The sequence below is a fragment of the Faecalibacterium sp. AF28-13AC genome, assembly GCF_003478405.1.
Lineage (GTDB): Bacteria > Bacillota > Clostridia > Oscillospirales > Ruminococcaceae > Faecalibacterium > Faecalibacterium prausnitzii_E.
In genome coordinates this window covers 20,639-40,720 of record NZ_QUFG01000008.1, presented here as the reverse complement: position 1 = coordinate 40,720, position 20,082 = coordinate 20,639, and the positions used below count along the sequence as shown (strand labels likewise).

At 64.3% G+C, this 20,082-nt stretch carries 17 protein-coding genes; 6 read left to right on the top strand and 11 right to left on the bottom strand.

Annotated features, from left to right (window positions below):
- Positions 1 to 23 precede the first annotated feature (23 nt).
- The 4 genes from DWY95_RS12005 (at position 24) to DWY95_RS11990 (ending at position 2,952) form a co-directional block, all read left to right on the top strand.
- Complete coding sequence (locus DWY95_RS12005) at positions 24 to 206, top strand: phosphatase (RefSeq protein WP_097791814.1); 183 nt, start codon at positions 24 to 26, stop codon at positions 204 to 206.
- 198 nt (positions 207 to 404) lie between these two features.
- Positions 405 to 1,709, top strand: a complete 1,305-nt coding sequence (locus DWY95_RS12000; RefSeq protein WP_118553681.1) for a M23 family metallopeptidase — start codon at positions 405 to 407, stop codon at positions 1,707 to 1,709.
- An 88-nt stretch (positions 1,710 to 1,797) separates the two neighbouring features.
- The gene (locus tag DWY95_RS11995) at positions 1,798 to 2,463 is read left to right on the top strand and encodes a zf-HC2 domain-containing protein (RefSeq protein WP_118553680.1); all 666 of its coding nucleotides are present in this window, start codon (positions 1,798 to 1,800) and stop codon (positions 2,461 to 2,463) included.
- Positions 2,464 to 2,466: 3 nt separating this feature from the next.
- Entirely contained in the window at positions 2,467 to 2,952 is a 486-nt protein-coding gene (locus tag DWY95_RS11990) for an RNA polymerase sigma factor (protein ID WP_097791817.1), read from the top strand.
- A gap of 52 nt (positions 2,953 to 3,004) precedes the next feature.
- Here DWY95_RS11990 and DWY95_RS11985 read toward each other — a convergent pair whose 3' ends face one another.
- The 3 genes from DWY95_RS11985 to DWY95_RS11975 all read right to left on the bottom strand — a co-directional run bounded on the left by DWY95_RS11985 (position 3,005) and on the right by DWY95_RS11975 (position 6,819).
- Positions 3,005 to 3,988, bottom strand: coding sequence for an aldo/keto reductase (locus tag DWY95_RS11985; protein WP_118553775.1), 984 nt, complete (start codon positions 3,986 to 3,988; stop codon positions 3,005 to 3,007).
- 144 nt (positions 3,989 to 4,132) lie between these two features.
- Positions 4,133 to 5,737, bottom strand: coding sequence for a peptide chain release factor 3 (locus tag DWY95_RS11980; protein WP_097791819.1), 1,605 nt, complete (start codon positions 5,735 to 5,737; stop codon positions 4,133 to 4,135).
- Positions 5,738 to 5,961: 224 nt separating this feature from the next.
- Positions 5,962 to 6,819: a GNAT family N-acetyltransferase gene (locus DWY95_RS11975; protein WP_118553679.1), complete on the bottom strand. Its 858-nt coding sequence runs from the start codon at positions 6,817 to 6,819 to the stop codon at positions 5,962 to 5,964.
- Positions 6,820 to 7,015: 196 nt separating this feature from the next.
- Between DWY95_RS11975 and DWY95_RS11970 the strand changes: the two genes are divergently transcribed.
- The gene (locus DWY95_RS11970) at positions 7,016 to 8,407 is read left to right on the top strand and encodes a trypsin-like peptidase domain-containing protein (RefSeq protein WP_118553678.1); all 1,392 of its coding nucleotides are present in this window, start codon (positions 7,016 to 7,018) and stop codon (positions 8,405 to 8,407) included.
- Between the two features lie 94 nt (positions 8,408 to 8,501).
- On the opposite strand, the gene pulA is transcribed toward DWY95_RS11970, so the two are convergent.
- A complete protein-coding gene (pulA, locus tag DWY95_RS11965; protein WP_118553677.1) occupies positions 8,502 to 10,451 on the bottom strand; it encodes a type I pullulanase in 1,950 nt (649 codons plus the stop codon).
- 157 nt (positions 10,452 to 10,608) lie between these two features.
- On the opposite strand from pulA, the gene DWY95_RS11960 reads away from it, so the two are divergent.
- Entirely contained in the window at positions 10,609 to 12,648 is a 2,040-nt protein-coding gene (locus tag DWY95_RS11960; RefSeq protein WP_118553676.1) for an AAA family ATPase, read from the top strand.
- A 51-nt stretch (positions 12,649 to 12,699) separates the two neighbouring features.
- Here DWY95_RS11960 and DWY95_RS11955 read toward each other — a convergent pair whose 3' ends face one another.
- The 7 genes from DWY95_RS11955 to aroC form a co-directional block, all read right to left on the bottom strand.
- Positions 12,700 to 13,665 (bottom strand): WYL domain-containing transcriptional regulator, encoded by a 966-nt coding sequence (locus DWY95_RS11955; RefSeq protein ID WP_118553675.1) that lies wholly within the window; start codon positions 13,663 to 13,665, stop codon positions 12,700 to 12,702.
- A 9-nt stretch (positions 13,666 to 13,674) separates the two neighbouring features.
- The gene (locus tag DWY95_RS11950; RefSeq protein ID WP_118553674.1) at positions 13,675 to 14,538 is read right to left on the bottom strand and encodes a prephenate dehydrogenase; all 864 of its coding nucleotides are present in this window, start codon (positions 14,536 to 14,538) and stop codon (positions 13,675 to 13,677) included.
- A complete protein-coding gene (gene aroA / locus DWY95_RS11945; RefSeq protein WP_118553673.1) occupies positions 14,528 to 15,802 on the bottom strand; it encodes a 3-phosphoshikimate 1-carboxyvinyltransferase in 1,275 nt (424 codons plus the stop codon). Before aroA ends, DWY95_RS11950 begins: the two co-directional genes overlap by 11 nt.
- A 66-nt stretch (positions 15,803 to 15,868) precedes the next feature.
- On the bottom strand, positions 15,869 to 16,885 hold the full coding sequence (gene aroF, locus DWY95_RS11940) for a 3-deoxy-7-phosphoheptulonate synthase (RefSeq protein WP_118553672.1): 1,017 nt from the start codon (positions 16,883 to 16,885) through the stop codon (positions 15,869 to 15,871).
- Positions 16,886 to 17,231: 346 nt separating this feature from the next.
- Positions 17,232 to 17,696, bottom strand: a complete 465-nt coding sequence (locus DWY95_RS11935) for a type II 3-dehydroquinate dehydratase (protein WP_118553671.1) — start codon at positions 17,694 to 17,696, stop codon at positions 17,232 to 17,234.
- Entirely contained in the window at positions 17,677 to 18,939 is a 1,263-nt protein-coding gene (locus tag DWY95_RS11930) for a shikimate kinase (protein WP_118553670.1), read from the bottom strand. The genes DWY95_RS11935 and DWY95_RS11930 overlap by 20 nt, the downstream gene beginning before the upstream one ends.
- Positions 18,940 to 20,082, bottom strand: a complete 1,143-nt coding sequence (aroC, locus tag DWY95_RS11925; RefSeq protein ID WP_118553669.1) for a chorismate synthase — start codon at positions 20,080 to 20,082, stop codon at positions 18,940 to 18,942. It abuts the gene before it with no gap.

Genomic DNA, 20,082 nt, shown 5'->3' with positions numbered 1-20,082 from the left:
CAAAAAAGGAGTGTGCTGAACCTATGAAGAAATCTTGTTTGATCGCTGTGATCGCTACGCTGGCCGCCATCGCCGGTGCACTGGCCGCCGTGGCCGTTTATCTCCGTCGCCGCGAGAAGGAGCTCGACGAGTACGAGCGCCTGCTGTTTGGCGAAGACAAGGCGGAACCCGCCGACGCACCTGCCGAGGACGCCGCAGAAGAATAACCGATCCGCTGAAGGGCGCACCCGGTGGTCACTTCCTGACCCGCCGCGTGCGCCCTTTTTGCAACCCTCTCAGGCGCTGACACGCCAGCTCCCTCCAAAAAAGGGGGGAGCCTTTGGCAGGTCGGACATGTTTTTCAGACCCGCCTGCGGCTCCCATACTGCCGGGCCCTGCACAATGTCAGGAGGATGTTACATATCATGAAGCGATTTTTTCTTTGGATCATCGGCGTCGCGCTGGGCGTCGTCGTGCTGCTGGGGGCCGTAATGGCCGTGAGCTATTCCTTTACCGGCGAGGGGGCCCGCCCTGCGGCGGACGTACAGTTCGGCGGGCAGGCACTGGAAGTGAACGGCTCCTGCTGGCAGGTGCCGCTGGTGGGCGGTGTGCTCGACAGGGTCTTTGCCGAGCCGGACACCCTTACCGTGCAAAAGCTGGGCACACTGTACGATGCCCACCCGGCACTCGCCCTGCCCGACTGGGCCACCTACACCACCCTGACCATCGAGACCGACGTCGGCAGCCTCGTGTTCGCCGGTTCTGCCGGGCAGTATGAAGACTTCCTCTTCCCGGCCAACGGCAGCTACAAGGCCACGATGACAGTCTGGCGGCTCCCGAATGACCTTCTTTCCACCCAGTTCGACGGCGGTACCAACGGTGCCATTCATAAGAACTGGGGGCAGGAACACCCGGCCCGGCCCACCGGTTGGTATCGGTTCTCCTTCCGGTTCACGCTGCAGGCCAGCGCCAACGTCGAGCTTTCGGCTGAGCGGGTCGAGCAGGGCGGCATCGTAGGCGTCGCCATCACCGGCATGGCCGGGGACACGGCCCCCACCCTGGAGACCGACCTCGGCAGTGTTTCGTGCACCCGCAGCCCCTCCGGCTGGCGGGCCTACATCCCTGCGGCCTACAACGCCTCCGCCGGAGCCCACGAGATCCGCATCACGGTCAACGGGGAGACGATTTCCCGGACGCTGACCGTTCTGCCCAAAGACTTCGGCACTGCGGAGGTCGAGGCCGGGCCGGCCCCCACCGAGGCCGCAAACACCGAGTTCCGGAACAACATCTGGCCGCTGTATGAGCTGCCTGTGCGGGAGAAGCTCTGGTCCGGCGGGTTCATCTGCCCGGCCGAGAACTATCTCATCCTGCTGGATTTCGGTCAGGTCAAGGTCACGAACGGCCAGCAGGGTTCCCGCTCCAACTCCACCAAACTCTACACCATCCCCGGCGACCCGGCCCGCGCTCCGGCGGACGGCGTCGTCGTCTTTGCCGGGAATCTTGCCCTCACCGGCAACACCGTCGTCATCGACCACGGCTGCGGCCTGCGCAGCTACCTTTACGGCCTGCAGACCCTCTCCGTCAGCCGGAATACGACCGTCCAGAAAGGGCAGGCCGTCGGTGCGCTGGGCGAAGAGATGACCATGGACTTCAAGCTGGGCAGCAAGAGCGTGAACCCCTGGCTGCTGTTCCAGACCAGCGGCGGGGCATTCTGGCGTGAAAACGGGTGAAGCAAAAATAGTTTCGGAGATTCCTGTAATATTTTCGTCTTTGGGGCGTTATTGAGGTGAACGGACACGAAAAAAGGAGGTCGTACTCATGAAACTGCCCTGTGAACTCATCCGGGACCTGCTCCCCCTCTATGCCGAACACCTCACCAGCCCGGAGACCGGCCAGCTCATCGAAGAGCATCTGCAAAGCTGCCCGGCCTGCCGGGACGAACTGCACAGCATCCGCCTGCCAGTCCCGGTGCAGGCCGATGCGCAGGCCGACGCCCCGCTGAAACAGGTCCATGCCGCCCTGCAGAAAAAGCAGCTGCTGACCACTCTGGCGGCTGTGCTGGCCGTGGTGTGCGCTCTGGCACTGGCCGTGTGGATGTACAGCGCCGAGGCTCCCGCCACCGTCGAGGAAGCCCGGTTCTGGACCTACAACCGGAAAGAAGACTCTGCCAACCTCTGCATCCTCGAAGTGCAGGGCGAGGGCGTCTGGCTGACGCTGGACGAGCCCTTCAGCTGGGGCAGCCCGACCGTGACGGTGCAGGCCGTGCGCTATCGTTTCCCGCACTTCCACGCCGCACTGGCCGGGGTGTTCGGGAGCGCGGCATCTTCCAAGACCATCGCCGTTTCCAACACCCAGCTGCTCGCCGTCGTCTGTGCCGACGAAACGCTCCATTACCGGGAAGGCCAGCCGGTCTCGGCCTACCGCCTCAATGGCACCATCGTCTACGGCACCGAGCAGGAGCTGGGCCTCTATCCGAGGGCCTAGCCTATGGACATGGATGCACTTTACCGGCTCTATTTCCGGGATGTGTTCCTGTTTTTGCAGGGGCTCACCCACTCGGAATCGCTGGCCGAAGAACTGACGCAGGAGACGTTTTTCAAGGCCCTGAACGGTCTGAAGCACTTTGATGGCCGACAGGACATCCGCGCCTGGCTCTTCACCGTAGCGCGGAACTGTTATTACTCCCACTGCCGCAAGGCGAAACAGACCGTCCCGCTGGACGAGGCGTTCCCGCCCGCCGCTGCCCCGCAGCCGGACCTGGACGAACTGCTCATCGACGAAGACGCCGCTTTTACCATCCACCAGTGCCTCCACCGGCTGGAAGAACCGTACAAGGAGGTGTTCACCCTCCGGGTCTTCGGCGAACTCTCCTACGAGAAGATCGGTGCGATCTTCGGCCACACCGCCAACTGGGCCTGCGTGACCTACTGCCGCGCCAAACGAAAGATCCAGCAGATGCTGAAAGAAGCATAAACGAAGAGGAGCCGCGGCCAATGGCCGCGGCTCCTCTTCTGCCTTTATTATCTTACGAAATGGCGTCCACATCCCACTTCATGCGGACGGCATCTGCGCCGTTGAGCTGGATGCGCAGGGCACCGGCGTTGTCGCGCACCTGCTCCGGAGTGCGGGCACCGCAGAGCACATGCAGGCCGGGGATCATCCGGGCCGTCAGCGCGATGACCAGCTGCGCGAGGGTGCAGTCGTATTTTTCGGTCAGGTCGCCCCACTTTTCCAGCAGCTCAATGGCCTGCGCACGGCGGGCGGGCTGGAAGCTGGGGTTGGTGTTCCGGGTGCTGCCCTCCGGGTAGGTGGTCTCCATCGTGACCTTGCCGGTCAGCAGGCCCTGCTCCAGCGGAGAGTAGGCCTGAATGGACACACCCAGCTCCTTGCAGGTGGGCAGCAGCTGCTTTTCCACGCGGCGGGTCAGCAGGCTGTACTTCTCCTGGATGACATCCAGCTGGCCGTACTTGCAATAGCCGCGGATGATGTCCGCCGTCACATTCGACGCACCGATGGCGCGGATCTTGCCCTGCTCCTTGAGCTTCATCATGGCCTCGACCGTCTCTTCCAGCGGGTAGAGGCCGAGATCCGGGCTCTGCCAGTGGGTGTACAGGACATCCAGATGGTCGGTGCCCAGCCGCTTCAGGCTCTCTTCCACGTCCTCGATGATGCTCTGGGCGGACAGGTCGCGGTAGACTGCGGTGCCGTCCACGACTTTGTGGAGCACCGGCGTCTCGTGCCGCCATTCCAGGCCGCACTTGGTGGAGAGGACCACCTTGTCGCGGTCGATGTGCCGGAGCGCCTCGCCCACGACCTGTTCGCTGTGGTACAAGCCGTAGATGGGGGCCGTGTCGATCCAGCGGATGCCCTGCTCGACCGCCGCTTCAATGGCGTTCACCGACAGGGCGTCGTCGTTGTCGCCCCACCAGCTGCCGCCGCCAATGGCCCAGGTGCCCATACCGAGAAAGGGCACCTCGATGCCGCTTTTTCCGATCGTGATATTCTGCATCTTATTTTCCTCCATGCCAGAAGTGTTCCCCATCGGGGGCCTGTCTCATCCCATTTCTGGCATTCTTTGTTGTATTTTTTCTTTCTATCCAAAAAGAGCTGCTGTTTGGAGTCCCGCCCCGCACAGCAGCTCTTTGGGATCGTTTTAGATGTTGCCGAACTCGCTCAGTTCCAGCGTTTCGTTGTGGGTCTCGGCCCAGCGGATGGCCCAGTCCGAGGTGAACAGCAGCAGACGGTTGCCCTTCATATCCTCCACGGCCTTGGTGTCGCTGGTCAGGTCGAGGTCCCGCAGGTTGTAGGTGTCGGGGTCATTCTTCACCCAGCGCAGCTGCTCGAAGGGAAGCTGCTGCATCCGGATCTCGACGTTGTATTCGGTGTTCAGGCGGTACTCCAGCACTTCCAGCTGCAGCACACCAACGACGCCGACCACGACTTCTTCCATGCCGCCGCCCACTTCGCGGAAGATCTGGATGGCACCCTCCTGGGCGATCTGCTCCATACCCTTCACGAACTGCTTGCGCTTCATGGTGTCCTTCTGCTCGATGCGCGCAAAGTGCTCCGGCGAGAAGGTCGGGATGCCTGCAAATTCCACCTTCTTTTTGCCGGTGCACAGCGTGTCGCCGATGGAGAAGATGCCCGGATCGAACAGGCCGATGATATCGCCTGCATAGGCCTCATCCACGATGGCGCGGTCCTGCGCCATCAGCTGGGTGCCGGTGGCCAGCTTGATGTTCTTGCCTTCCTGCACATGGTAGGCTTCCATGCCGCGCTCGAACTTGCCGGAGCAGATGCGCATGAAGGCGATGCGGTCGCGGTGGGCCTTGTTCATGTTGGCCTGGATCTTGAAGATGAAGGCCGAGAACTCTTCGCGGCAGGGGTCCACCGGCTCCCCGGTCAGGCTGTCCACACGGGCCAGCGGGGTGGGGGTCAGGCGGAGGAAGTTCTCCAGGAACGGCTCAACGCCGAAGTTGGTCAGCGCAGAGCCGAAGAAGACGGGGCTGAGCTCGCCGCGCAGCACCTTGTCCAGATCAAATTCCTCGGCGGCACCGTCCAGCAGCTCGATCTCATCGGAGAGCTGCTGGTGCAGATAGGGGGTCAGCAGCTCGTCCAGTGCGGGATCGCCCAGCTCGGCCTCGGTCTCCTCGACCTTCTTGACGCCGTTGGCGCGGCCGTCGCTGGAGAAGGCCAGCACCTTGCGGGTGTTGCGGTCGAACACGCCCTTGAACTCCTTGCCGCAGCCGATGGGCCAGTTCATGGGGTAGGTCTTGATGCCCAGGATCTCTTCGATGTTCTCCATCAGCTCAAAGGGGTCGCGGGCCTCGCGGTCCATCTTGTTGATGAAGGTGAAGATGGGGATATGGCGCAGGGTGCAGACCTTGAACAGCTTGATGGTCTGGGCCTCAACGCCCTTGGCGGCGTCGATGACCATGACGGCAGAGTCCGCCGCCATCAGGGTGCGGTAGGTATCCTCCGAAAAGTCCTGATGGCCCGGCGTGTCCAGGATGTTGACGCACTTGCCCGCATAGTTGAACTGCAGCACCGAGGAAGTCACGGAAATACCGCGCTGCTTCTCGATGTCCATCCAGTCGGAAACGGCGTGCTTTGCGCTCTGCTTGCCCTTGACGGAACCCGCCTGGTTGATGGCTCCACCGTACAGCAGCAGCTTTTCGGTCAGCGTGGTCTTGCCGGCGTCGGGGTGGCTGATGATCGCAAACGTCCGACGGCGCTCGATTTCTTCACGATTTGTCATAGATTTATAAGTCTCCCAATTTCAAGTCAGAGGGGTTTGTTTCGGGTCCTTTCTTCGTCACATGGGTCGTTCTCCATCAATAGGCCTGCCCTCTCAGGCGCTTTGCGCCCGCTCCGCCAAAGGGAGAGGCGGCATCGCATCCGCGATGCCAAAGAGGGTCCGGCCGTCTAAAAATCAAACAGCATTTATTTTAGCAGAAATTCCACCTAGATGCAAGACTTTTCTCATTTTTTCAGAAGAAAGCAGGGCAGGGGTGCCGTTTCGGCCCAATTGGCGAAATCGCAGACGAGGACGGTGCAGCGCGTCAGGGGCAGTGTGCGCATCCAGTGCAGGATCTCCGTCTTCTCGTCCGACCCGATGACCCGGCCGCTGTAAAGGATGGCGCTGAGCACCCCGCCGGGCCGCAGTGCGTCGAGGGCCGCTTCCAGCGCAGGGATGCTGCTCTCCGCGTGGGAAAAGACCGTGTGGTCTGCCCCCGGCAGCCAGCCGAAGTTGAACATCACGGCATCCGCCGTGCCGGGCTGGACATCATGCAGCAGGTCTGCATGGCTGCCGCAGTACAGCTCGGCGGAAAGCCCGTTCGCGGCCAGATTCCGTCGGGTGGAGGCAATGGCTTCGGGCTGGATGTCAAAGCCCAGCACCCGGCCCGTCCCGCCCGCCAGACGGCACAGAAACGCCGTATCTCCGCCGTTGCCGCAGGTGGCATCCACCAGCAGCTGCGGGTTTTGCAGCCGGGCCGCAAGGAAGTCCTGCACGAACTTCACAGCGGTCAGGTCCGGCGTCCGGCGGCGGCAGAGCCGCCCGGCCTCCTCCCGGAAGCCGAACTTCGCCCAGAACGCTTCCTCCCCCGGCACAGCGGGCAGCGGGGCCGTGAAAACGGTGGCCGTCTCCCTGTCATATCCGCCAAAGCGGCGCAATATCTCTTTTAGCAGATAAGACCCATAGCCTTTCCGCCGCCATTCTGGTACAATGGTAAGGCAGGCAACGTCCGCCCCTGCCGCCGTCCGGGTCAGCTGACAGCAGCCCACCTCGGTCTTCTCTTTATACAGTGCAAAGCCGCCGGGCCGTTCTTCCAGTTTCATACGCAGTCTCCTTTTCCCTTACAATACCAAGCTCTCGCGCCGCTGTCAAGGCCTGCGGCTACGACCTTATTTCACACATTCTTCACCCGCTCAGCGATTCGTTTTCACAATTAGCGGCTACAATAGAGCCAGTTCCAGAGAGGGACGGGCGAAACGCCCCTCCCGAACCAGTCCCTTCGAGAAAGGAAGTTGTACCATGGAAAATGAAAACAAATGGGAATACGATTATTCCTCTGCAAATAGTTCGTCCGGCGATACCGGATACCCCAACGTCGGCTCCTCCGGCATGAACACCGCCAACACGGCGGGCACCTACAGCGACCCCGCCCCGGCCCGCCCGTCGGAAACTTCCACCGGCAATGGCGGCACTACGCCGCCCCCGGCAGGCCCGGAGCCGCAGGCCGCAGCCTCCAAGCCACCGAAGAAGCGCCGCAAACATAGCGGCGGCCGCATCGTCCGCAGCGCCGTTGCGCTGGTGCTGGCCGCAGCCATGGGCTTTGCAGGCGGCTTCGTGGGCGCACGGGTCGGCAATGCAGGCAACAAGGTCGTCATCCAGCAGGTGGAGCGCACCGACAGCAGCGCGGCCTCCGGCACCGCCGTCGCGTCCGGCGGCATGACTACTTCGCAGGTCTCCGAGATGGTCAGCCCCAGCGTCGTGGTCATCACCACCGAACAGGTCGTCTACTCGCAGTGGTCCTGGTACGGCCAGAATCAGGTCGAGTCCGGCGCAGGCAGCGGCGTCATCATCAGCTCGGACGGCTATATCCTCACCTGTGCGCACGTGGTCTCCGGTGCATCGCAGATCACCGTGACCATCGGGGATACCGACTACACCGCCACCGTGGTGGGCGAGGACGACACCAGCGATGTCGCCGTGCTGAAGATCGACGCCACCGGCCTGACCCCCGCCACCGTCGGCGACAGCGACAGCCTGTCGGTCGGCGACAGCGTCCTGGCCGTCGGCAACCCGCTGGGTGAGCTGGGCGGCACCGTCACCAGCGGCATCGTCAGCGCACTGAACCGCAGCGTGACCATCCAGGGCACCAGCTCCACCAACACCATGTCCCTGATCCAGATGGATGCCTCCGTCAGCCCCGGCAACTCCGGCGGCGGTCTGTTCAACATGAACGGTGAGCTGATCGGTCTGGTCAACGCCAAGTCCTCCAGTTCGGACGCGGAGGGTCTGGGCTTCGCCATCCCCATCAACGACGCCATCCAGGTAGCGCAGGACCTGCTGGAGAACGGCTACGTCTCCGGCCGGCCGTATATGGGCATCACCTACATCGCCGTGACCGACGCCCAGACGGCGGCCCAGTTCAACGTCAACGCCTACGGCGTCTATGTCGTGGACGTCGTGCAGGGCGGCCCGGCCGACAAGGCCGGTCTGAAGGCCGGGGACCGCATCGTCAGCATCGACGGCAGCGAGATCGCTCAGAAAGACGACCTTGGCACCCTGATGCAGCAGCACACGGCCGGTGACACCCTTTCCATCACCGTTGCCCGCGACGGCCAGATGCAGACCGTCTCGCTGACGCTGGGCGAAAAGAATGCGTCGAACACCGCCGCACAGCGTTCGGCCAACAACTGAGCCACCCCCGCCGCAAGGCGTTATCAAGATTTGATCCCTTTCTTCTTCAAAAATCCCCCGACTGGCGGTGACCCGCTGGCCGGGGGATTGCTGTTTATACCAAGCCGAAGATGGTCGCACTGACCGGGGCCAGGACCGCTTCGCCGCTCAGGATGCGGCTGTCGCCCCGCCACAGGCTGGACGAGGTGCCGTCGCTCAGCAGCTTCCAGCGCCCGTCGGGCAGCCGGATGGGCTGTTCCTGTTCGGTGGGGTTGTAGTAGACGCAGAGCGCGCCCCACCACGCCCCATCGCCGGGCAGGGCAGGCAGACGCCAGCCCACCAGCGGCTGTTCCAAATCAAAAAATGCAATGGCGTTGGGGCTGGCCCTGTCTACCGCACCCAGCCGCGGGAAGGCATTCCGCAGCCCGATGAGGCCCCGGTAATAGTCCACCAGCCCATGGAACTGCTCGGCCCGCTTCCAGTCCAGCCGGTTCAGCGCCGGGGAGGAGCGGTAGCTGTTGCCCTGCCCCTTTTTGGTGCGGGCGAACTCTTCGCCTGCCTGCCAGAAGGGCAGGCCCATGCAGGTGAGGTAGATGCCCGCCGCCAGCCGGTTCTGGGCCAGGGCGGCACGGTCCACCGCGCCGAACTCCGGGCGCTCGTAGCGCACCAGAAGCAGCTTGTCCCACAGGGTGAAATTGTCGTGGGCGGACACATAGCTGACGATCTGCCCCGGCGTGTGGGGCGGGAACTTATCGCTGCGGCACCATGCCGCCACGGCCCCGCCGATGTCCCAGAAGCTGCCGGGCTTTCCCTCCACGTAGCCCGGCTCCCGCGCATTGAAGCAGCCGCCCTTGATGGCGTCGCGGGTGTCGTCGCAGAAGATGCCGATGCGGTCGTTCAGCATGGCCAGATTGTTCTTGTTCGCCTCGTACCGGTGCAGCGCACTGCTGCCGCCCTGCCACGGCTCGCCGTACATCAGGATGTCCCGCCCGCCGGGCAGCTTGTCCAGCTCGGCCCGCAGCAGGTTCATCGTCTCCACATCGTACAGGCCCATCAGGTCGAACCGGAAGCCGTCGATGTGGTACTCCTGCGCCCAGTAGAGTACCGAATCCAGAAAGTATTGCCGGGCCATGGGCCGCTCACTGGCAAACTCGTTGCCGCAGCCGCTGCCGTTGGAAAGGCTGCCGTCCTCGTTCTGGCGAAAATAATAGAGGGGGACCGCTCGGTTCAGCACGTTGTCGAAGCGGTACATGTGGTTGTACACCACATCCATCACCACACCGATGCCCGCCGCATGGAGGGCCTGGATCATCTGCTTGCACTCCCGCACCCGGACTTCGCCGCGGGCGGGGTCGGTGGAGTAGCTGCCCTCCGGGACGTTGAAGTTTGCGGGGTCGTAGCCCCAGTTGTACTGCCGGGTCAGCGGGCGGCTCTCGTCCACGCTGCCGAAATCAAAGATGGGCATGAGCTGGACATAGCGCACCCCCAGCCGCTTGAGGTAGTTCAGGCAGGTGGGGTGGATGCCGTCGCCGTTCAGGGTCGTGCCCTGCTGGGTAAAGGCCAGGAATTTGCCCCGCCACGCATTGCGCACCCCGCTGGCCGGGTCCTGCGAGAAATCCCGGACGTTGACCTCCCAGACGCTCCGCTTCGACGCCGGGATGACCGGCCGTTTGTCCTGTTCCCAGCCCGGCGGGTCGGTGCGGGCCAGATCCACGATCATGCTCCGCGCCCCGTTCACGCCCGCCGCGCGGGCATAGGGGTCAGCGGTGGTCACGCTGCCCCACTCGGTGGTCACGTTGAAATTATAATACTTCCCGTGCTGGTCGCCGGGCAGATAAACGCCCCAGACGCCCTGCCCCCACGGGCTCAGCGGCAGACTGCCGATGCAGGCCCCGCCGTCGCCTTTCCGGTAAAGATCGACCCGGACCGACTGCGCCGTGGGTGCCCACAGCCGCAGGTGGGTGCCCGATGGGGAATACGCCGCGCCCAGCGGCCCCTGATAGCCGGTCTGACGGGCAAACTCCTCGCTTTCGAACCATGCTTTCCATTGTGCAGGCGTTTTCATTGACTCTCATCCTTTATCCTAACATTTCCGCCCTCGCCAGAGGCAGGCCTTTTGAAATCAGTGTACCCGGCTTGCGCGGATTTTGCAAGAGTTTCCTTGCAAATGGGGCTGCGGTACACTATACTGAAAGAAATGAACCGATCACGGAGGCGATGACATGGCATACACAGACGATTGGGAGACCCTGATGAATGGAGTCTTCGGGCCGGGCGGCAGATTCAAGGCCGCCCCCGGCACCCCCGCCGAACCCAGACAGCAGCCAAACAGCACCCTGAACGACCTGAACGCGGCGCTTCTGGAACAGCAGAAGAAGCTGGATGCGATGCTCAAGGCCCAGTCGGCCCAGCTGAAGACGCAGGACACCGCCGCCGAGGCCGCACTGGCCGACAGCCGCCGGATGCTGCGGGATATGGAGAACGACGGTCTGCTGGCCAAAGGCACCACCGACGTGAAACCCGAACATCTGGGCAGCTTCGAGGGGCTGGCCGACGAAGTCCGGCAGACCGTGCTGGGGCAGGACGCCTTTGTGGACGCGGTCGTCCGCGCCATGCGCCGCCCCTTTGTGCTGGGCACCGAGCCGCCCGCCGCCCGGAACGTCATCCTGCTGAGCGGCGGCACCGGCACCGGTCGGCACTTCGCGCTGGAGGAGACCGCCCGCTGCATGGCTGCGCGGGGCCTGCTGCAAAACGACCAGATCGCCGCGCTCGACCTGGCGCTTTACGCGAACCCCGCCGCCGAAAAGCTCTTTTTGCAGGACCTCTACGCCGCGCTCCACGCCCCCGGCGAGATCGTGGTCTTTGAACACTACGAGAGCTGCTGCCCCAGCTTTCTGAAAACGCTGTCCGACCTGGCCGTCCGGGGCAGCGCCCCGCTCTCCAGCCGGTACATCGTCAACCGGGATGGCATTCTGGTGGACGCCGGAACGGCCTTGGCCCCCGGCGCGGTCAGCCGTCTCGACCCCTGCGGGAAGTACCTCATCTTCTTCTCGAACAAGGGCCGCGCCGCCATGGCGGACAAGTTCGGCGCAAGCATGATCTCGGCGCTGGGCGACGTCTGTGAGACGACCGCCTACCAGCGGGCAGACCTTGCAGCCCTCGCCGCCCAGCAGCTGAACGCGCTGGCCCAGAAGGTCACGGCCCGGCTGGGCCTGACCCTTGCCGCCGGGGCCGATGTGCGGGACTACGTCGCTGCCCAGTGCACCCCCCAGAAGGGCGCAGCCGGGCTGTCCGGCTGCTGCGACCGCATCTTCCGCGCCCTGAGCGAATACTGCCTGCAAACGGACAAGCCGCTCACCGGCACCGTGACCCTGACCGCCGCACCGGAGGGCCTGCTCTTCCACCTGAACGATGCCGCCCCGGCCCCGCTGTTTGACCTGCTACCCGCCGCCTACACCGGCGCACTGGATGAGATCCGGGCCGAGATCTCGGAGCTGGTCGGTCTGGCCCCGGTCAAGGAATACGTGTTCGGTCTGGCCGATAATCTGCAGGTCCAGCAGCGCCGCGCCGCTGCGGGCATGAAAACAGCCAGCCTTTCGATGCACATGATCTTCACCGGCAACCCCGGCACCGGCAAGACCACCATCGCCCGGCTGGTGGCCAAGTACCTCAAGGCCATCAGGGCGCTCAAGGGCGGGCAGCTGGTGGAGGTGGGCCGCGGCGACCTCGTGGGCCGCTACACCGGCCACACCGCACCGCTGACCAACAGCGTCATCGAGAGCGCCCTCGGCGGCGTCCTCTTCATCGACGAGGCCTACAGCCTCTACCGCGGCGAGCAGGACAGCTTCGGCCTCGAAGCCATCGACACCCTCGTCAAAGGAATGGAAGACCACCGCGACGAGCTCGTGGTCATTCTGGCCGGATACACCAGAGAGATGGAGACCTTCCTCACCGCCAACAGCGGTCTGGCCAGCCGCTTCCCCAACAAAATCGAGTTCCCGGACTACACCGCAGACGAGCTGCTGCAGATCACCCACGTCCTCGCAAAAAACAAGGGCTACACCCTCTCGGAGGCCTGCGAAGAGCCGCTGCGGAACTACTACGCCCGCCGTCAGGCCGCCGATGCCCGCACCGCCGGCAACGGCCGTCTGGCCCGCAACACCCTCGAAAAGGCCATCTTCCACCAGAGCCGCCGCCTCGTCGCCGAACCCGCCGCCGCGCTGGATGTGCTCCTGCCGAGCGATCTGGAATTGGACGAATAATTGCAGAACTACGCAAAAAACGGACCGTTTTCACGGTCCGTTTTTTCTTGTTTAGCGATGCTCTTCCGCCAGCTGTTCGGCCAGCGCCCGCATCCCGGTGCGGACGTCTTCGGGCGCAAGGACTTCCACCTTGCCGCCAAAGCCCGCCACCCAGCCGTAGAACGGCTCGCTGACACAGATGGGCACATCAAAGTGGAAGCGCCCGTCCTCCTCCGGCAGGAAGGTCGGCGAAGCGCCGAACCGCTCCCGCATGGCATTTTCGAGGTCGGCCGTGCAGCGCAGGGTCACGCGCCGTTCGGGGCCGCCGTACATGCTGAAGTGCTTGCGCAGGTAGGCGGGCAGATCGAAATTGGCAAACTGCTCCCGGCCGCGGCGGGGCAGCTCCAGCACCCGGACGCCGGACATCCGGTCCACCCGGTAGTGGCGGATGCCCACCGGCTCCTTTTCGTCCTGATAGGCGATGAGGTAATAGCAGCCGTTCTCCCACGCCATCTGCCATGGGCTGATGACCCGCTTTTCGGGCCGGCCCACTTTTTTGTAGTGGAACTCTACCATCCGGCCGGTGTTGATGGCCTCGTGCAGTGCGTCGATGCTGTACAGCAGGCTCCTGCTGTCGGTCTTGGGGCGGCCGTCCACGTAGACCTGACGCTGCAGCTGGCCGCCCTCGTAATTGGAGCAAAGCTTTTCCAGCTTCCGGATCAGGCGGCGGCTCGTGGCGCTGGACACCACCCGGCTGGCCTGCACGGCGTCCACCAGCAGCTTCAGCTCGGCCAGGTCAAAGGTGCGGCTGGCCAGAAAATAGCCGCCGCCCCGGCCCCGCCGGAGCTGGATGTCGTACCCCAGTGCGTTCAGCGCGTCGATGTCGCTGTACACGCTCTTGCGCTCGCAGAGGATGCCCTGCTGTTCCAGCAGCCCCACCAGCTGGGGCACGTTCAGCAGGTGGTTTTCGTCGGTCTGTGTCTCAAAGATGCGCAAAAGCGCCAACAGCTTGGATTTCTGGCCTTCCTGCTTGGGCATAGGTTCACCTCATTCGGGGAGCTTCTTGTCGAACGCCGCACGGCGCTGGGTGGAAAGGCGGAACATCTCTTCGAGCTTTTCGCGGTCGCCCGCCGCCAGCGCGTTGCGCAGTGCGCCGAGCGCGGCGTCGAACTGGTCGATCTCCGAGATGAGGTTATCCCTGTTCCAGAGGAACAGTTCCGCCCACATTTTGTCGTTGATGCGTGCGATGCGGGTCAGATCCCGGAAGGAGTCGCCCGTGTACTCGCACAGCGAGGTGTTGTCGTTGGCGCACATCAGGCTGACGGCGATGGCATGGCACAGCTGGCTGACATAGCCGACCATCCGGTCATGCTCCTGCACGGTCAGGGTGCAGATGTGTTTGAAGCCCAGCACCTCGGCCAGCTCCCGGACCCAGGCGATGGCCTCCGGGGTATTCTTCCCGGTCGGGGTGATGATGAAGTTCGCCGGGGCAAAATTCACCTCGGCGGCGTGTTCCACGCTGGAGGTCTCGCGGCCTGCCATCGGGTGGCTGGCGATGAACTCGACCCCCGCCGGGCAAAGGGCCTGCACCGGCTCCACAAGGCCGGTCTTGACGCCGGACACATCCGTGAAGATGCAGCCGGGCTTGAGGAGCGGGCCGTACGTCCGGAACCACTCGATGAGGGCCGTGGGGTAGAGGCCGAAGATGATGTGGTCGGCCTCCCGGACAAGGTCTTCAAAATCGTGGGTTTTGCCCCGCTCGATGTAGCCATGGTCGAGCGCGAACTGCAAGTGGCCCTCGCTGCGGTTGATGCCGTCCACATGGAACCCGGCTTTGGAGAGTTCCAGCGCATATTTGCCGCCCAGCAGGCCGAGACCCACCACGAGATAACGTTTCGTTTTATCCAACATCTTCTACCTCCGCGCCCAATGGCTTGATGGCTGTAAAGAAATTCGGCCAGCTCTTCGTGATGGCCTCGGAGCCGTCGATGGGCAGCTGCAGCCCCGCCGCCAGTGCCAGCACCGACAGGCTCATGACGACCCGGTGGTCGTTGTGGCCGGAGAGGACGCTGTCCGGCGCATGGAGCGCCCCGGCACAGCCCTCGATGGTGATGGTGCCGCCCGCGCTGGACAGCACCCCGCCGCATTTGCGCAGCTCTGTTTCCATGGCCTCGATGCGGTCGCTCTCCTTGATGCGGAGGCGTTCCGCGTTCCGGATGACCGTCTGCCCCTCGCAGAACAGGCCCAGAACCATCAGCACCGGGCCGAGGTCGGGGCAGTCGGCCAGGTCGATGTCCGTGCCGTGGAGCGGCGCTTTCCGGAAGACGATGCCCTGTTCGGTGCGGGAGAAGTCGGCCCCGCACCGGTGCAGGATGTCCAGAATGGCCGCGTCGCCCTGCAAGGTCGGTTCGGCCAGACCGGTCAGCGTGACGCCGCCGGTGACAGCCCCCAGCACCGCCGGGAAGGCCGCCTGGCTGTAATCGCCCTCGACGGTGTAGTCACAGGGGCGGTATGCCTGCCCGCCGGGGATCTCCAGCGTCGTTTCGTCCACCCACCGGCTCGTGACGCCGAACGCCGCCTGAACGGACCGGGTCATGTCGATGTAGCTGCGGCTCTCCACCGGCGGGAGCAGGTGAAGGGTGCTGGTGCCGCCCAGCAGCGGCAGGGCGAACAGCAGCCCGCTGATGAACTGGCTGGACACATTGCCCGCCAGCGTATAGTCCCCGCTGGAGAGCGCCCCCTCCACGGTCAGGCCGGAAGGGCTCTGCGCAAAGCGGAGGCCCTGCTCCCGGTACAGCGCTTCATACACCGACTGGGGCCGCTCCATCAGCCGCCCGCGGCCCACAAAGGTCACTTCCTGCCCGGTGAGGCTGGCCAGCGGGATGAGGAAGCGCAGGGTGCTGCCGCTCTCGCAGCAGTCCACCGGGGCTTCCACGGGCAGAAAACGGCCCAGTCCCTCCACCACTGCATCGTTCCCGCCGGTGGTGACGCGGGCGCAGAGCTGGCCCGCCGCCGCGAGGGTGGCGGCGATATCCTTGCTGAACTCCAGATTCCGGATGTGTGAGGTGCCATTTGCCAGCGCCGCACAGAGCACGGCCCGGTGCGCCATGCTCTTGCTGGGCGGGGCCATAATGACTCCGTCAATGTTTCTGTCTGGTTGGATCGTGATCTGCATTTGCAGCCCTCCTTCTGCCCGTTCTGCCAAACGCTCTCCCTGCGGGAGAGCTGGGGCCTGAGAGGGTCAGATCTCCCGCCCGATGGCCCATGCGACCTGGCGGCACTTGGCCATGGCCTGAGCAAAGCTGTCCGGGGTCAGGCACTGGGCACCGTCGCTCCATGCGTGGCGGGGGTCGTAGTGGACCTCCACTTCCAGACCGTCGGCACCGGCGGCCACCGCAGCGATCATCATCGGCTCCACGAGGTTGGCCTTGCCGGTGGCGTGGCTGGGGTCCACGATGACGGGCAGATGGGTCTTTTCGTGGATGATGGGCACGGCGGAAAGGTCCAGCGTGTTGCGGGTATACTTTTCAAACGTGCGGATGCCGCGCTCGCAGAGGATGACCTGCTCGTTGCCGCCGGCCATGATGTACTCGGCGCTCATGATCCACTCCTCGATGGTGTTGCACAGGCCGCGCTTGAGCAGGACCGGCTTGTGCATCTTGCCCACCGCCTTGAGCAGCTGGAAATTCTGCATGTTGCGGGCACCGATCTGCACGACATCGACATACTCTTCAAACTCCGGGATGCGGTCTTCGCTCATCAGCTCGGAGACGATGGGCAGGCCGGTGGCCTCGCGGGCCTTGACCATGTCGAGGATGCCCTCGGTCTCCAGACCCTGGAAGGAGTAGGGAGAGGTGCGGGGCTTGTAGGCACCGCCGCGGAAGAGGGCAGCACCGCCGGCCTTGACGCTCTGGGCGATGCGCAGGGCCTGCTCCTCGCTCTCGATGCTGCACGGGCCGGCCATGACGGCGATCTTCTCCCGGCCGCCGATCCGGACGCCGCCGCAGTCGATGACCGAGTCGGCGGGATGGAACAGGCGGTTGGCGCGCTTATACGGGGCCGACACACGGGTCACGTTGTCGATCCAGGGGTTGGCGAGCACATCGCGCTCGTCGATCTTGGTGGTGTCGCCCACCAGACCGAAGACGTTGTAGTCCTTGCCGGTGATCAGGGTGACATCGAGGCCCTGCTTTTCAAAGCGGTCCACGATCTTTTCCAGTTCTTCCTTCGGGGTGCCTTTTTTCGTCGAAATGATCATCTTCTTGCATTCCTTTCCCTTTTATCAACGTGTCAACCTCTCAGCCACTGCTGAGATTCACGGTCTGAACCTCTCAGTCTGCTTCGCAGACAGCTCCCCTGATAGGGGAGCCCTTGGCAGGCCGGGCAAGCCCTGCTGTCTGCGTAGGCCCGATGGGGCGCAAAGCAGCGGGCCCTGTCCTCTTTGGCAACGGCATTTGTACTGCTGCTGTGAATCTCAGCAGCGGAGCCCGGCCGTTTCCGGAAGTAAAAAACTTCGCTCGTTCAGCACAGTCCTCACCGACTCGCCAGAGGCTCCCCTATCAGGGGAGCTGGCGAGCGTCAGCGAGACTGAGAGGTTTCTTTCCTTACTGCACCATGTGCGATTGTGCGCCGCCGTCCAGCCGGAGCAGCTGCACCAGATAACTGCATGCGTGGAGATAGCCGCCGATGCCCTCGCCCGCAAAGCGGCCCTGACAGCCGAACGAGACGACGTCCGTGTTCCGGAACGGCTCCCGGCCGCTGGGTTCGCTCATGAGCACCTCCACGGCGGGCACACCGCAGAGCTGCAGCGCTTCCAGAATGGCCACGCTGTAATAGGCATAGCCGCCCGGATTGAGGATGATGCCGTCGGCGCGGCCTGCGGCCGACTGGATCTCATCAATGATATCGCCCTCGTGGTTGGACTGGAAGAAATCCGGCTCGATGCCCATCTGCTGGCAGCAGACGTCCAGATAATCCAGCAGGCCGTTGTAGTCCACTTCGCCCTCTACACCGGGCTCGGTGAAGCGGGCGATGTTGACGTTTGGCCCGTTAATGAACAAAAATCGCATCCAATGCCTCCAGTGCCGCCGCAACGGCGTCTGCAACGGTCGTTTCGTTCGGGATGACCGCATCGGCTGCGGCCAGATAGAGCGGGCGGCGCTGGGCTTCCATGGTCTTCAGCGCCTCGGCGCTGGTGGAAAGCGGACGCCCGCCGCCCACGGTCAGAGCGTCCAGCGGGCGGTCGATGAAGAGCACCACGCCGTTCTGCCGCAGGGCCCGCAGGTTTTCGGGCCGCTTGACGACCCCGCCCCCGCAGGAAAGCACCTGACGGCCCTCTCTGGCAAAGCGGGCGGTCTGCTCGGCCTCCCGTGCCCGGAAGCCGTCCTCGCCCTCTGCGGCGAAGAGGTCCGGGATGCTGCGGCCTGCGGCCCGGACGATCTCCTCATCCAGGTCCACGAACCGCTTGCCCAGCCGGTCGGCCAGCGCACGGCCGATGGTCGTTTTGCCGCAGGAGGGCATCCCGATGAGCGCCACATTCAGCTGCTCTTTCCGGAGCTGGGCGGTGATGGCGCGGATCTCGGCCGGGGCATCGTCGAACTTGCGGTCCAGGAAGTATTCCGCCGCATACACGGCCTGGGCCACCAGCATTTCGAGGCCGCCCACGGCCACCGGCACACCCGCCTCCTCGGCGCGCAGGATCAGTTCCGTTTTGTCCGGATTGTAGACCACGTCGAGGACGGCTTCCAGCCCCGGCATCGCGGTCACATCCAGATTGCAGACCCCCACGTTCGGGTACATGCCCGCCGGGGTGGTGTTGATGACAATGTCGGCCCCGCTGTGAACGGCTTCCGCATAGGAAAGCTCGCCCTTTTCGGGGTCCGGATGCCGGCTGACGGTCAGCACTCTGGCCGCGCCCTTATCTTTTGCCACGGCGCTCGTGGTGTTGTGGGTGCCGCCGGTGCCCAGAATGAGAACGGTCCGGCCCGCGAACTCCACGCCGTGGGCATCGGCCAGGTAGGCAAAACCGAGATAGTCGGTGTTGTAGCCGTAGAGCAGGCCGTTCCGGTTCACGACCGTGTTCACGGCCCCGATGGCCTTGGCGCGCGGGTCGATGTAGGAGCAGAATCCCATGACCAGCCGCTTATACGGGATGGTCACATTGATCGCCTTGAAGGCCCGCCGGGTCAGGAAGGCCCGCGCCTCCTCCTCGGTGGGCAGCGGGCACAGGTCGTACCGGTAGCCGCAGAGCATCTCGTGGATGATCTTCGAGTACGAGTGCCCCAGTTTGGAGCCGATGAGTCCGTATTCCATTTACAGCTCCTCCTTGCGGTAAGCGGTGGGCCGTTCCATCCAGGCCATGCCGTACTTCGCGGTCAGCAGGTCGCCGACGGCCAGCGCCGCCGCGCAGGTCTGCACGATGGCCGCACGGGGCACGATGCAGGGGTCGTGACGGCCCTGGATGGAAAGTTCCGCGTTCTGTTTTGCAATGTAATCCACGGTATCCTGTGGTTTGTAGATGCTGGGCGTGGGCTTGACCACGGTGCGGAAGACGACCGGCATCCCGTTGGAGATGCCGCCGTTCAGGCCCGCGTTGTGGTTGGTAGCCGTCACGATGCGGCCCCCCTGCATCCGGAAGGCATCGTTCGCCTCGCTGCCCTTCAGGTCGGCGAAGCCGAAGCCGGTGCCGAACTCAATGCCCTTGACGGCCGGGACCGAGAAGGCCATGTGGGCCAGCTCGCTTTCCACGCTGTCAAAATAGGGTTCGCCGACGCCTGCGGGCAGGCCGAGGATGGCGGTCTCCAGCGTACCGCCCACACTGTCGCCTGCGCTGCCTGCGGCGCGGATGGCCGCTTTCATCGGCTCTTCGGCCGCCTCGTTCAGCAGGGCAAAGCCATCGCCCCGGCTCAGCAGCGCTTCGGCCTGCGCCCCCAGTGCCGCCGGGTCATCCAGCGCAAAGGGGGTGTCTGCAACGCCCGCGCACCGCCCGATGTGGGTCACGATGTTGATGCCGGCCCGGTCGAGGGCACCCAGCACCACCGCACCGCCTGCCACCAGCGCCGCCGTGATGCGGCCGGAAAAGTGTCCGCCGCCCCGCGCATCCTGAAAGCCGTGGTATTTGGCATAAGCTGTGTAATCCGCATGGCCGGGGCGGAGCAGGTCGGCGGTCTTGGCATAATCGCCGCTGCGGGTGTTCTGGTTCTCGATCATCAGGGCGATGGCGGTGCCGGTCGTCCGGCCGTTCACAACGCCGGAGAGGAACTGCACCCGGTCCGCCTCCACGCGGGGGGTGGACAGGCCGTCGCCCCGCGCCCGGCGCTTGTCCATGCAGGCGGCGAGGAACGCATCATCCACCGGCACACCCGCCGCCATGCCGTCCAGCACGGCGCCGATGGCGCGGCCATGGCTCTCGCCGAAGATGGTCAGGGAGAGGGCAGACCCGAACGTGTTCTTCAT